Here is a 12,684-nt window from a genome sequence, read left to right on the forward strand (position 1 = left end):
CATGAGGTGAACCGGGCAGGGATGGTGGAATGACGCTCGCACGGATTGCGGATCGGCTTGACCGCCCCGGACTTCTGCTGTTCCTGCCGGCCGCGATGCTGCTGGCCCTGATGCTCGGGGGCGAGGTTGCGATAATTCCCCTTTCCCTGGGCACACTTGCGGCGGTGGCCGCGATGCGGCGGGGCAGGGGGACGGCGGTCCCGGTCTCGGACCAGGTGGCGCGGGCGCTGGACCTGGCGCTTGCCGAAGGGGCGGCCAGCGGCGCCTCGACCGGCTGTTTCGTGATCCAGTTCGACGATGCCTCGGATCTGTGCGACCGGCATGGCCGGGTCCGCCAGTCCGGGCTTCTCGCCGCCTGCATCGCCCGCCTGCGCGGCGCGCTGCGGCCCGGCGATCGGCTCTACGCGCTCGAGGATGGCAGCATGGCCGTCGTCCTCGGCCCGACCCTGCGCCTGGACATCGAGGCGATGGTCGCCATTGCCGGGCGCCTGCAACTGGTGGTGCAGCAGCCCATGGCCCTCAGCCTGGAGGTGGCGCAGGTGACCTGCTCGATCGGCTTTTGCCATGCGCGGCTTCTGCCCGGCGCCGACGGGCGCGCGCTGCTGGATGCCGCCCAGGTCGCGGCGGACGAGGCCGGGCGCCACCGCCCCGCCGCCATCCGGGCCTATACCAGCGATCTTGCCGGGATACGGTCCGCCCGCGATGCGCTGCGGGCCGGTTTCGCCGCCGCCATCGACAGCGGCCAGATCCGCGCCCATTTCCAGCCCCAGGTCAGCACCGACAGCGGCGAGGTGACCGGGGTCGAGGCGCTGGCGCGCTGGCACCACCCCGAACGCGGGATCCTTGCCCCCGGCCAGTTCCTGCCCGCGATCGAGGGGACCGAACTGATGGAGCAGCTTGGCCAGGCGATGATCGCCCAGGGCCTCGCCGCGCTTGCCGCATGGGAGAAGGCGGGGCTGCGCGTGCCGACGGTGGCCGTCAACCTCTCGGCGCAGGAGTTGCGCGACCCCGGCCTGCCCGAGCGTCTGCGCTGGACGCTGGACCGCCACGACCTCGCCCCCGCGCGCCTGACGATCGAGGTGCTGGAAACCGTCATCGCCGCCCCTTCGGACGACGCCATCGTGCGCAACATCGCCCGGATCTCCCAGATGGGCTGCGGCGTGGACCTGGACGATTTCGGCACCGGCAATGCCTCGATCACCTCGATCCGCCGCTTCGCCCTCGGCCGGCTGAAGATCGACCGCTCCTTCGTGCGCGAGGTGGACCTGGACCGCGGCCAGCAGCGCATCGTCACGGCGATCCTGGCCATGGCCGAACAGCTTGGCCTCGACACCCTGGCGGAAGGGGTGGAGACGCCGGGGGAACATGCGATGCTGGCCCAGCTTGGCTGCGGCCATGTCCAGGGCTATGTCCTCGCCCGCCCGCTGCCGGCCGAGGAGGTCGCGGCCTGGCTGCGCCAGTATCGCGACCGCCTGGCCCAGGCCCTGCGCATCGGCATCCGGGCCGAGCGGCCGAACTGACGCGGTGATTTGATCATGCCCGCGACCCTCGCCGGGGCGAAACTGCTTGACCTTTCGCCGCCCCTGTCGTTGAAGCACCGCTGATCCGATGATGCTTGGGTGCGGGCCGATGGAAGAGCAGAACAACAAGAACCTGATCCTGGCGATGGCGCTCTCCGCCGCCGTGATGGTCATCTGGTTCGTCTTCTTCCCGCCGCCGGAACCGGCCGTGACCCCGCCCGCGACCGAGGTCGCCGAAGGCACCGTCACCGTCCCGGCCACCGAGTCCACCCCGGCCGCGACTCCCGGCACCACCCCGGCCATCGAGCCCGTCCCCGAGGCGCCGCGCCTCGCCATCGACACGCCCAAGCTTGGCGGCTCGATCTCGCTCTTGGGCGGCCGCATCGACGATCTGTCGCTGAAAGCCTATCACGAGACGCTGGAACCCGGCTCGGACACCGTCCGGCTCCTGTCGCCGGTGGGAGAGGACCTGCCCTATTACTCGGTCTTCGGCTGGCTGCCCGGCAGCGGGCTGGAGGGGGCCGACGTTCCCGGCGCGACGACCGAATGGACCACGACCGGCGGCACCGCGCTGGCCCCCGGCCAGCCGGTCACGCTGAGCTGGACCAGCCCGAACGGCCTGACCTTCACCCGCGAGATCGCGGTGGACGAGGACTACATGTTCACCGTCACCGATCATGTGAAGAACGGGTCAGCCGATCCGGTCAGCCTGCAGCCCTACGGCATCATCGCCCGGCACGGCCTGCCGCAACTGCAGAAGATCTTCGTCGTCCACGAAGGCGCCGTGCAGCGCGCCGATGGCGAGCTGACCGAGACCGACTATGCCGACCTGACCGAATTCGCGGTCGATCCGAACGAGGGCCAGCCCGCCCATGTGACCGAGGCCGCGAGCGATGGCTGGATCGGCTTCACCGACCACTACTGGATGACCACGCTGGTTCCCGAGCAGGGCAAGCCCTACAAGCAGGTGCTGAAATACGTCCCCTCGGCCGGGATCTACCAGGCCGAGGTCCGCCCGCCCGCCGTCAGCCTTGCCGCCGGGGCCGAGGCCAGCTCGACGATCCGCCTGTTCGCCGGGGCCAAGGAATGGGCCACCATCCGCGCCTACGAGACCGAGGGCGGCATCCCGGGCTTCATCGATTCGATCGACTGGGGCTGGTTCTACTTCCTCACGAAGCCGATCTTCGCCGTCCTGCACTGGCTGCACGGCCTGATCGGCAACATGGGCCTGGCCATCATCGGGCTGACCTTCTTCCTCAAGTTCCTGGTCCTGCCGCTGGCCTACAAGTCCTATGTCTCGATGGCGCGGATGAAGGAACTGCAACCCGAGATGGAGGCGCTGAAGGAACGCGCGGGCGAGGACCGCCAGAAGCTCCAGCGCGAGATGATGCAGCTCTACAAGGAAAAGAAGGTGAACCCCGCCGCGGGCTGCCTGCCGATCCTGATCCAGATCCCGATCTTCTTCAGCCTCTACAAGGTGATCTTCGTCACCATCGAACTGCGCCATGCGCCGTTCTTCGGCTGGCTCAGGGACCTGTCCGCGCCCGATCCCTCCTCGCTTTACAACCTCTTCGGCCTCTTGCCCTGGGACGCGCCCGCCTCCGGCACGATCCTGCACCTGATCTTCATCGGTGCGCTGCCGATCCTGCTCGGCATCACCATGTGGCTGCAGCAGAAGCTGAACCCGGCCCCCGCCGATCCGGTGCAGCAGCAGATCTTCGCCTGGATGCCCTGGGTGTTCATGTTCATGCTGGGCGGCTTCGCCTCGGGCCTGGTGATCTACTGGATCACCAACAACACGATCACCTTCGTGCAGCAGTATCTGATCATGTGGAGCCACGGGAAACGCCCCGACATCTTCGGCAACATCCGCTCTGCCCGCGCCGCCAGGGCCGAGGCCAAGGCCGCGCCGCCGCAGCCGAAGAAGGGCAAGAAGTGAGGGCGCGGGTCGCGCATCTGGTCCGTCACCCGATCAAGTCCGCCGGGCATGAGCCCGTGGAGGTGGCCGCGCTGACCCCCGGCGCGGCCTTTCCCTTCGATCGGGTCTGGGCCGTGGCCCATGCCGCCGCGCGGCTGGCCGCGCCTCCGGCCTGGGCACCCAAGCTGCAGTTCCTGCGCGGCTGGGGCTCGGCCGGGCTGATGGCCGTGGCCTGCACCTCTGACGCAGAGGCGGGCCGGGTCACGCTCAGCCATCCGCAGCTGCCAAGCGCGAGCTTTCGCCCGGACGATCCCGGGGATGCCGCGCGGCTGATCGACTGGCTGCGCCCGCTCTGGCCCGATACCCGGCCCGAACCGGCGCGGGTGGTCCGCGTCCCCGGCCAGGCCATGACCGACCAGAATGAGCCGCTGGTCTCGATCAACAGCCTGTCCTCGCTGGCCGAGCTTTCCGCGCAGATGGGGCAGGAACTGTCGATCCACCGCTTCCGCGGCAATATCTGGATCGAAGGCCTGCCGCCCCGCGCCGAGCTGGATCTGGTCGGGCAGGAGATCGGCATCGGCAATGCCCGGCTGCGGATCGAAAAGCCGATCGGGCGCTGCCGTGCGACCGGGGCGAACCCCGCGACCGGGCGGCAGGACGCCGATGTGATGGCGGCGCTGGCGGGCGGGTTCGGCCATGCCGACTTTGGCGTCTTCGCCCGGGTGATCCAGGCGGGGGCCGTGGCCCTGGGAGACGAGGTGCACCTGTGACCAGCCTGACCTTCACCCTTGCGCCCGAGGCCGAGGAAGAACCGCGCGAGGCCGGGCGCCTTCTGTTCGCCGGGCCGGTGACCTTCGTCAAGGGCGTCGTCGCCATGGCGGGCCTGCCTCCGGCCGACCGGGTGGAGGTCTGCTTCGCGGGACGCTCGAACGTCGGCAAGTCCAGCCTGATCAACGCGCTGACCGGCCGCAAGACGCTGGCCCGCGCCTCGAACACGCCGGGGCGGACGCAGGAGATCAACTATTTCGCCCTGGGCGAATCGCGCTATCTGGTCGACCTGCCCGGCTATGGCTATGCCGAGGCGCCGGTGGCCGTCGTGGCCAAGTGGCAGGCGCTGCTGAAACAATATCTCGCCGGCCGCCAGACCCTGCGCCGGGCCTTCGTGCTGATCGATTCGCGGCACGGGATCAAGGCGGTGGATGCCGAGATCCTGAAGCTTCTCGACCGTTCGGCGGTGACCTTCCAGGTGGTGCTGACCAAGGTCGACAAGATCAACCGCGCCGAGCGCGAGGCGGTGATCGAGCAGGTCAAGGGGGCGCTGGCGAAGCATCCGGCGGCCTATCCCGAGATCGTGGTGACCAGTTCGGAAAAGGGCGAGGGGATCGAAACCCTCCGCGCCATCATCGCCACCCTGGAGTGACGCGACGCCGATTTCCGTTCGGAAATCGTGGCCCGGCCCTAGCGTCCCGCGTCGTGTTCGGGGTCTGCGCCCGGCACCGGGTCATAGCCATGTCCGCCCCAGGGATGGCAGCGGCAGAGGCGATGCGCGGTCAGGTAGCCGCCCTTCAGCGCGCCATGCCGCTCCAGCGCCTCGAGCGCATAGGCCGAGCAGGTCGGCTGGTAGCGGCACCCATGCCCGACCCAGGGCGACAGGAGCAGGCGGTAGGCCCGCACCGGCAGGGCAAGGACATGGGCCAGGGGCGTCATCCGCGATGGACCGAGCGCAGGGCCCGCTCCATGTCGGCGCGCAGATCGGCATAGGAGCGGGTCACGGTCGCCCCGGGCCGGGCGACCAGCACATAGTCCCAGCCGGGGCGGGCGGCCGGGCCCAGCACCTCGCGCGCCAGGGCCCGGAGCCGCCGCTTGGCGCGGTTGCGCGCCACCGCATTGCCGATCTTCTTCGAGGCGGTGAAGCCCAGGCGCACCGTCGCCTCGCCATCGGCGCGATCGCGGGCCTGCAAGAGGAAGCCATCCGTCCCCTGCCGCCGGGCGCTGGCGGCCTTCAGGAAGTCGGCGCGCTTGCGCAGCACGCAAAGCGAAACCGCCGGGGAACCTTCGGGTCCGGCGCGGTCGCGCGTCCCCTGGCTCTCCGGCGGTGTCATCATGCCACCGATCGCCCCCGCAGGGGCAGGCATCAGGCGGTCAGCTTGTGGCGGCCCTTGGCGCGGCGGGCAGCCAGCACAAGACGGCCGTTCTTCGTCGCCATGCGCGCACGGAAGCCGTGGCGGCGCTTGCGGACCAGGTTCGACGGTTGAAAGGTGCGCTTCATCGCGGCTCTCCGTAATTGACCCGAACCCTGACGGGATTCGAGGGCCCTTGAACTTGAAGCCCGTCCTTTACGGGCGACCGGCGGCCAAGTCAACGGATCCGGCGCGGATTTCCTGCAACATTTCCGCGCCTGCCGGCATCGGAATGTGTCAACCGCGTCCCGCCTTCCGCCCGCCGGATCAATGCGGCGTGACCGCAGGCCATGGCCCTGTCCAAGGCCCTCCGTTTCGGCCATCTTCACCCCCCATGCAAGGCCCGCCGCAGATCACCACCCGGAGTCCTGGCCAGCGCCGCATCTGGCTGCGGCGCGCGCCGATCCTTGCGCTTCTGGCGGCGGCGCTGCTGGGGGCGCTGTTCTTCCGCGACGCGCTGGGGGTCGAGGCGCTTGCCCGGCACCGCGAGGCGCTGCTTGCCTTCCGCGATGCGCATTACCTGGCCAGCGCCGCCGCCTTCCTGGCCGCCTATGTCGCGATCGTGGCGCTGAGCCTGCCCGGCGGGACCGTGGCCACGCTGGCCGGCGGCTTCCTCTTCGGCCTCTTTCCCGGCGTCCTTCTCAACGTCACCGCCGCCACCCTGGGCGCGGTCCTGCTGTTCCTTGCCGCCCGTTCGGGCCTTGGCGACAGGTTCGCAAGCCGTCTGAGCCAGGGCGGGGGCCGGGCTGCCGGGCTGATCGCGGCGATCCGGCAGAACGAATGGTCGGTGCTGCTGATGCTGCGGCTGGTGCCTGCCGTGCCCTTCTTCCTGGCCAACCTGATCCCCGCCTTCACCGGAACCCGCCTGCCGACCTATGCCGCAACCACCTTTCTTGGCATCATCCCGGCGGCCTTCGTCTTCACCTCGGTCGGTGCGGGCCTGGGCGAGGTCTTTGCGCAAGGGGGGCGGCCGGACCTGGCGCTGATCTTCTCGCCCCCGATCCTCGTGCCGCTTCTGGGCCTTGCCGTGCTGGCGGCGCTGCCGATGCTGCTTCGGGCGTTGAGGAAAGGGCCCTGACATGCTGACGACCGACATCTGCGTGATCGGCGCCGGAGCGGGCGGGCTGACGGTCGCGGCCGGGGCGGTGCAGATGGGGGCGCGTGTCGTCCTGGTCGAGGGCGGCGAGATGGGCGGCGACTGCCTGAATGCGGGCTGCGTGCCGTCGAAGGCGCTGATCGCCGCCGCCCGCGCGGCCGAGGCGCAGCGGCGCGGCTTTCCCGGCATCGCGGCGCAGGAGCCCCGGATCGACTTTGCCGCCGTCAGCGACCATGTCGCCGCCGTGGTCGCCGGGATCGCCCCGATGGACAGCCAGGCGCGGTTCGAGGGGCTTGGCTGCACCGTGATCCGCGCCATGGCCCGCTTCACCTCGCCGCGCGAGGTCGAGGCCGGCGGGCAGCGGATCCGCGCCCGCCGCTTCGTCCTCGCCACCGGCTCGCGCCCCATGCTGCCGGTGATTCCGGGCATCGAGGCCACGCCATACCTGACCAGCGAGACCATCTTCGCCCTGCGCGACCGGCCCCGGCATCTGGTCATTCTCGGCGGCGGGCCGGTCGGGGTCGAACTGGCCCAGGCCCACCGCCGCCTTGGCAGCGCGGTCACGGTGATCGAGGCCGCGACGGCCCTTGGCCGCGAGGATCCCGAGGCCGCCGCGCTGGTGCTGGACCAGCTGCGGGCCGAGGGCGTGCGGCTGGTCGAGGGGCAGGCGGTCGTCCGGCTGGCGGGCGGGGCAGGGGGCATCATCGCCACGCTGGCGGACGGGACCGAGGTCGGGGGCAGCCACCTCCTCCTCGCCACCGGCCGCAGGGCCGCGCTGGAGGGGCTTGGCCTTGAGGAAGCCGGGATCGCCCATACGGCGCAGGGCGTCACCGTCACCCCCGGCCTGCGGACCACCAACCGCCGGGTCTATGCGGTGGGCGACGTGACGGGCGGGCCGCAGTTCACCCATCTCGCGGGCTGGCAGGCCGGGATCGTGATCCGCCAGATCGTCCTTGGCCTGCCCGCCCGGGCCGATCGCCGCGCCATTCCGCGCGTGACCTATACGGCGCCCGAACTGGCCCAGGCCGGCCTGACCGAGGCCGAGGCCCGCGCCAGGCATGGCGAGCGGCTGACCGTCACCCGCGCCGCGCTTGCGCACAACGACCGCGCAAGGACCGAAGGCCTGGGCACGGGCTTTGCCAAGGTGATGGTGGTCCGGGGCCGCCCGGTCGGGGCCACGATCGTCGGCCCGCAGGCCGGAGAGCTGATCTCGCTCTGGTCGCTTGCCATCGCCGCCCGGCTGAAACTTTCCGCCGTGGCCGGCACGGTCCTGCCCTATCCGACGCTGGGAGAGGTTTCCAAACGGGCCGCAGGTGCCTATTTTAGCCCGAGATTGTTCGGGAACCCCCTGCTGCGGCGCATCGTGCGCCTGATCCAGGACCGGGTGCCCTGACGCCGGGCAAGGACGAACCAGGTGGCGGAACGGCGCAGAGGCTTCTTCAAGACCCTGTCGGGGCGCTTCCTGATCCTTACGGTCATCTTCGTGATGCTGGCCGAGGTGCTGATCTTCGTCCCCTCGATCGCGCGCTACCGCGCCGATTTCCTGCTGACCCGGCTGAAACAGGCCCAGATCGCGGCGCTGACCCAGCTTGCGACCGAGGACATGATCATGCCCGAGCTTGAGGCCGAGCTTCTCGCCAATGCCGAGGTCTACAACGTCGTCCTGCGCCGCAACGAGGTGCGCCAGCTGGTCCTGTCGTCGCCGGTCCCCGGCGAGATCCACGCGACCTACGACCTGCGCGTCGCCGGCCCGTGGGAACTGATCCGCGATGCCTTCGCCCTGATGATCGATCCGCAGAACCGGATCGTCCGGGTGATCGGCTATCCGGTGCAGGAGGCGGGCACGCTGATCGAGGTCACGATGGAGACCCGGCCGCTGCGCCTGGCGATGCTGGACTACGGGCTGCGCATCCTGTTCCTCTCGGCGCTGATCTCGGTCGTCACCGCCTTTCTTCTGTTCATCGCGGTCCAGCGCCTGCTGGTCCTGCCGATCCGCCGGGTCGTCCACCACATGCAGACCTATGCCGAGGCGCCCGAGGATGCCCGCCGGGTGATTGAGCCCAATGCCGATGTCGAGGAATTGCGCCGGGCCGAGGAGGCGCTGAAATCCATGCAGACCCAGCTGACCGCCGCGCTGCGCCAGAAGGAACGGCTGGCCCAGCTGGGCGGCGCGGTGGCCAAGATCAGCCACGACCTGCGCAACATCCTGACCACGGCGCAGCTGTTCGCCGACCGGCTGGAAGGCAGCGCCGACCCCGCCGTGGCCCGATCCGCGCCGAAGCTGATCAACTCGATCAGCCGGGCGGTCAGCCTGTGCGAGGCGACGCTGGCCTTCGGCAAGGCCGAGGAACCGCCGCCGCAACTGCGCCGCCTGAACCTGGCCCAGCTGGCGGGCGAGGTGGCCGAAGGCGAGGGGCTGGGGGCCGAGACGCAGATCACCTGCCTGATCGACATCCCGCCGGGCCTGACGATCCGCGCCGATGGCGAGCAGCTGCACCGCGTGCTCTCGAACCTGATGCGCAACGCCCGCCAGGCGATCGAGGCCACCGGCCAGCCCGGCACGATCGAGCTTTCCGCCGGCGAGGACGAGGGCGAATGGTGGATCCGCGTCGGCGACACCGGGCCCGGCCTGCCGCCCAAGGCGCGCGAGCACCTGTTCTCGGCCTTCCAGGGCGGCGCGCGCAAGGGCGGCACCGGCCTTGGCCTTGCCATCGCCGCCGAACTGGTGCGCGGCCACGGCGGCCGGCTGGAGCTTGCGCGCTCCGATGCCGAGGGCACGGAGTTCACCATCCACCTGCCGAAGGAAACAACCGAATCTTTTGCATGATTTGCCCTTGCATTGCCCGCCGCAGGGGGCTACATCGCCCGGCATTGCGGACCCGTAGCTCAGCTGGATAGAGCATCAGACTACGAATCTGAGGGTCGGGCGTTCGAATCGCTCCGGGTCCGCCACTCACCCTTGAAAATAAAAGCTAAAATGTGCCCGTTCGGTGGGTACCCATCATTAGACCCATCGTAGATTTTGCGCTTGAATGCGACTTGTCGCACTGGACAGAAGTTCGGCATCGAGTAAATCGACACAAAGACGGCGACCTTGCTGATGGGACTTGGCGACGTTTCCGGCCGTCAGATCAACTTTGTCTCCCCTGCCGGCAGTGTGATGCTGTAGGCGCCTTGGCTTTCCCGACACAGGTCGGATAGCGGACGCATCCGAGGAACTTACCGAAGCTGCCGCTGCGTTCGACCAGCCAGCCATCTTCGCAGACCGGGCACGTCGGAAAAGTGGCACCGCAGGAACATCGAACCTCACTCGTCCCCTCGGCATGTCGTGGCAGGGCCGTGCCGCAGGATGGGCAGGCGGGCAGCAGGTTTCCGCAATGCTGAACATGCTCGCAGCGATACCAGATGCGGCCATCCTGCCCGGTCACGCCCAGCAGTCGCCCACCGCATTCGCCGCAGACGTGGGCCTCTGGTTCCGCTCCGGGGGCTGTCGAAATCCCGTAGGCCGGGTCTTTGCGCAGCTCGGTCACGAAAGACGACGGTCGGGCATTCGAGGCAATGATCGTCAGTGTATGCCGGGCCCGCGTCATCGCAACATACATGACGCGCCGTTCCTCTGCGTTCTGGAACGCCTCCTCCTCCGGCGAGACCAGCGACAGGAGCGGGTCGTCCACAATCTCTGACGGGAACCCCATGCGCCCGCTGTCGGCGTTCAGCAGGACGACGTGGTCGGCCTCCAACCCCTTCGACGCATGGATGGTCTTGAATTCAATCTTCAGCCGCGGGAAACGGCGCCGCAGACCCGGCATGTCCGGTTCGTTGAAACGGTAGCGGCCGAGGAGCAATACCGTCGCAGGCTTTGCCCCGAGCGCCGCGGCGGCAGACAGGGCGGCAAGCACCTCGTTCAGTTTCCCCTCATCTTCGCCTTTGGACACCGTGACAACCTTGATCGCCGGTTCGGTGGCGGTTCCAGCCGGGACGATCTTCTTGTCGATCTGGGCGGGGTTCCGCAGAACGAAGGTTCGGGCAGCAAAGGCGATCTGGTCGACCGACCGGAAGGTGCGGCCGAGATCGACGGTTCTGTGCACGCCAGTCTCGCCATCGAAGCGCCCCCCGAACTCCCGCCCGAAATGGCGCATAAGGTGGATGTCGGATCCGGCGAAGCGGAAGATCGATTGCCAGTCGTCACCCACGGCAAAGACGCGCACATCCGGATGCTGGGCCTTCAGCGCCTTCACCAGCCGGGCCCGGCTTTGCGAGATGTCCTGGAACTCGTCGACGAGGATATGGCGAAACGGGCTGACATAGCGGCCGTCCTCTGCATAGCGCGCGGCGCGCAGGATCATGTCCTCGAAGTCGATCCGGCCCTCAAGACGCTTCTGATATTCCTCGAAGACCGGCGCGAAGACGTCGAGGAACGCCCGGGCGCGCTTGCCCAGCTTCATCCGCTCAGACTTGGTCTCGCAGTCCTGCAGGCTGTAGCCGCCGCTCTTGAACTTGCGCAGAAAGGTTCCGAGCAACTTGGAAAAGTCATCGACCTGCTTCAACTCGACGATCCGGTCATAGATGGTGTCGACCGGCCGGGGGTTCAGGGTGACATGCGGCGCCAGCTTCTCTGCGAGGCTGGTCAGCAGGCGGCCTTCCTGCCGTTCATAGCTGTAGGTCTCGATCAGGGTGGTTTGATGCTCGGCGTGGACCTTCCGCTTCCAGTCCATCCCCGCCAGGTATTCGTCGCGGTCCACGAAAGGCGCAGTGACCAGCCTTTCGCTGCCGTCCCGCGCCTTCTCGCGCCGCACTCCAAAGTGCTCGATGTAGATGCCGCTTTCGGTCAGGCGGAAATCGGGCTGGTAATCGCGCCTGCCGATCTCGGAAACCTTGTGTTCGTAGAGGGGCTCGTACTCGTACTCGACGCCGTTTTCGTAAAGCCAGTTGGCGATCTGCAGCTCTTCGTAGCTCTTGACCTTCTCGCCCTGCAGCGTCCGCAGGTCTTGGCTCTCCATGTGGGTGTAGAAGTCATGCTTGGTCTTGAAGTCCCATTCCGTCTTGGGCTCGACCAGGAAATGCGCGAAGAACTGGATGATCGCCTTCGACACCTCTGACAGGCGGTAAACCAGGTCCTTCAGGATCTGCTTGATCAGGTTGGAGAAGGCGGTGTCGTCGGTGGCATGATCCGCCAAGGCGGGCTTTGACCCTTCGACGATGCCTATGATGTCATAGGCAATCGCGTGGAACGTTCGCGCGACGATGGGCACGCCGGATCGGGCCTCGACCCGTTCTGACATTTCCTCCGCCGCATTCTTCGCGAAGGCCAGAAGTAGGATTTCCTCCGGCTGGCGGATGCCCGCCTTGACCAGATAGGCCGCCTTGGCGGTGATGACGCTGGTCTTGCCGGATCCCGCCCCGGCGAGGACCAGGGTCGCGTCCTCGTCGACCACGACCGAAAGACGCTGTTCCGGTGTCAGCGGTTTGCTCTCGATCGTGTCGAAGAAGTCCTTCCAGCGGTCCAGTTCGGCCGTGACAAAGGCGGAGATGGCATTCGCCCGTGCTGTTCGCGGGTCGGCGGCGAGTTTCCGGACGGGTGCTATGCGCGCGACGACCTCGGGACCGATGGCCTCGGCATTCAGCTTCGACAACAGCGAAGCATCCAGAGCACGGGCTTCTTTGAGCAGCAGCGCGATCTGACACGCAGCGGGGTATCGGGACGGAGCCGCCAGCGACAGCACTCCGGCAAGGACCTTGTTCAGTCGCGCCGCTTCCTTATCAAGGGCTGCAAGATTGAAGCGGGTCCAGGCTCCCTTGATCTCTTCGGCGAACTCCCGGGCTGCAAAGTGGCCCGCCCACTTGTAAGCATCCGGCGTAGGCCGCAGTTATGTTGCTTCGCTGTGGCGAAGGTTTTCCGGCTCATCATTTTTTTGGTCAGCCATGATGCGTTCGATAACTGCCGGATCACACTGCTCATATCGGAGGAAC

General features: G+C 68.1%; 11 protein-coding genes and 1 tRNA gene. 8 read left to right on the forward strand and 4 right to left on the reverse strand.

Annotation, left to right across the window (positions count from 1 at the left end; all coding sequences use genetic code 11):
• Window positions 1-29: 29 nt before the first annotated feature.
• The 4 genes from ACE3UA_RS15245 to yihA all read left to right on the forward strand — a co-directional run bounded on the left by ACE3UA_RS15245 (window position 30) and on the right by yihA (window position 4,858).
• A complete protein-coding gene (locus ACE3UA_RS15245; protein WP_374646590.1) occupies window positions 30-1,520 on the forward strand; it encodes a putative bifunctional diguanylate cyclase/phosphodiesterase in 1,491 nt (496 codons plus the stop codon).
• Between the two features lie 109 nt (window positions 1,521-1,629).
• A complete protein-coding gene (yidC, locus tag ACE3UA_RS15250; RefSeq protein ID WP_374646592.1) occupies window positions 1,630-3,459 on the forward strand; it encodes a membrane protein insertase YidC in 1,830 nt (609 codons plus the stop codon).
• Window positions 3,456-4,208: an MOSC domain-containing protein gene (locus ACE3UA_RS15255; RefSeq protein WP_374646594.1), complete on the forward strand. Its 753-nt coding sequence runs from the start codon at window positions 3,456-3,458 to the stop codon at window positions 4,206-4,208. The genes yidC and ACE3UA_RS15255 overlap by 4 nt, the downstream gene beginning before the upstream one ends.
• Window positions 4,205-4,858, forward strand: a complete 654-nt coding sequence (gene yihA / locus ACE3UA_RS15260; RefSeq protein ID WP_374646596.1) for a ribosome biogenesis GTP-binding protein YihA/YsxC — start codon at window positions 4,205-4,207, stop codon at window positions 4,856-4,858. The genes ACE3UA_RS15255 and yihA overlap by 4 nt, the downstream gene beginning before the upstream one ends.
• A gap of 38 nt (window positions 4,859-4,896) precedes the next feature.
• On the opposite strand, the gene yidD is transcribed toward yihA, so the two are convergent.
• From yidD to rpmH, 3 genes are read right to left on the reverse strand one after another with little or no spacing between them, the layout of a single operon-like run.
• Window positions 4,897-5,145, reverse strand: coding sequence for a membrane protein insertion efficiency factor YidD (yidD, locus tag ACE3UA_RS15265; protein ID WP_374646598.1), 249 nt, complete (start codon window positions 5,143-5,145; stop codon window positions 4,897-4,899).
• Window positions 5,142-5,540, reverse strand: coding sequence for a ribonuclease P protein component (gene rnpA, locus ACE3UA_RS15270; RefSeq protein ID WP_374646610.1), 399 nt, complete (start codon window positions 5,538-5,540; stop codon window positions 5,142-5,144). Before rnpA ends, yidD begins: the two co-directional genes overlap by 4 nt.
• Window positions 5,541-5,572: 32 nt before the next feature.
• Window positions 5,573-5,707, reverse strand: coding sequence for a 50S ribosomal protein L34 (gene rpmH, locus ACE3UA_RS15275; protein ID WP_103259146.1), 135 nt, complete (start codon window positions 5,705-5,707; stop codon window positions 5,573-5,575).
• A 245-nt stretch (window positions 5,708-5,952) separates the two neighbouring features.
• Here rpmH and ACE3UA_RS15280 point away from each other — a divergent pair, with 245 nt between their 5' ends.
• The 4 genes from ACE3UA_RS15280 (at window position 5,953) to ACE3UA_RS15295 (ending at window position 9,666) form a co-directional block, all read left to right on the forward strand.
• Entirely contained in the window at window positions 5,953-6,696 is a 744-nt protein-coding gene (locus tag ACE3UA_RS15280) for a TVP38/TMEM64 family protein (protein WP_374646600.1), read from the forward strand.
• A 1-nt stretch (window position 6,697) separates the two neighbouring features.
• Window positions 6,698-8,107 carry an NAD(P)/FAD-dependent oxidoreductase gene (locus tag ACE3UA_RS15285; protein ID WP_374646602.1) on the forward strand — a complete coding sequence of 470 codons (1,410 nt, stop codon included), beginning with the start codon at window positions 6,698-6,700 and terminating at the stop codon, window positions 8,105-8,107.
• Window positions 8,108-8,200: 93 nt separating this feature from the next.
• Entirely contained in the window at window positions 8,201-9,541 is a 1,341-nt protein-coding gene (locus ACE3UA_RS15290; protein ID WP_374646612.1) for a sensor histidine kinase, read from the forward strand.
• Between the two features lie 48 nt (window positions 9,542-9,589).
• Window positions 9,590-9,666, forward strand: a tRNA-Arg gene (locus ACE3UA_RS15295).
• Between the two features lie 179 nt (window positions 9,667-9,845).
• Here ACE3UA_RS15295 and ACE3UA_RS15300 read toward each other — a convergent pair.
• Window positions 9,846-12,581 carry a UvrD-helicase domain-containing protein gene (locus ACE3UA_RS15300; protein ID WP_374646614.1) on the reverse strand — a complete coding sequence of 912 codons (2,736 nt, stop codon included), beginning with the start codon at window positions 12,579-12,581 and terminating at the stop codon, window positions 9,846-9,848.
• Between the last annotated feature and the right edge of the window lie 103 nt (window positions 12,582-12,684).

Source organism: Tabrizicola sp., from assembly GCF_041919135.1.
Classification (GTDB): Bacteria; Pseudomonadota; Alphaproteobacteria; order Rhodobacterales; family Rhodobacteraceae; genus Tabrizicola.

What these genes read in the sequence shown, in the direction of transcription:
- rpmH (WP_103259146.1), bottom strand. Translation starts at nt 5,707, where the DNA reads ATGAAGCGCACCTTTCAACCGTCGAACCTGGTCCGCAAGCGCCGCCAC.
- ACE3UA_RS15285 (WP_374646602.1), top strand. Translation starts at nt 6,698, where the DNA reads ATGCTGACGACCGACATCTGCGTGATCGGCGCCGGAGCGGGCGGGCTG.
- ACE3UA_RS15280 (WP_374646600.1), top strand. Translation starts at nt 5,953, where the DNA reads ATGCAAGGCCCGCCGCAGATCACCACCCGGAGTCCTGGCCAGCGCCGC.
- ACE3UA_RS15245 (WP_374646590.1), top strand. Translation starts at nt 30, where the DNA reads ATGACGCTCGCACGGATTGCGGATCGGCTTGACCGCCCCGGACTTCTG.
- yidD (WP_374646598.1), bottom strand. Translation starts at nt 5,145, where the DNA reads ATGACGCCCCTGGCCCATGTCCTTGCCCTGCCGGTGCGGGCCTACCGC.
- yidC (WP_374646592.1), top strand. Translation starts at nt 1,630, where the DNA reads ATGGAAGAGCAGAACAACAAGAACCTGATCCTGGCGATGGCGCTCTCC.
- ACE3UA_RS15290 (WP_374646612.1), top strand. Translation starts at nt 8,201, where the DNA reads ATGCTGGCCGAGGTGCTGATCTTCGTCCCCTCGATCGCGCGCTACCGC.
- rnpA (WP_374646610.1), bottom strand. Translation starts at nt 5,540, where the DNA reads ATGACACCGCCGGAGAGCCAGGGGACGCGCGACCGCGCCGGACCCGAA.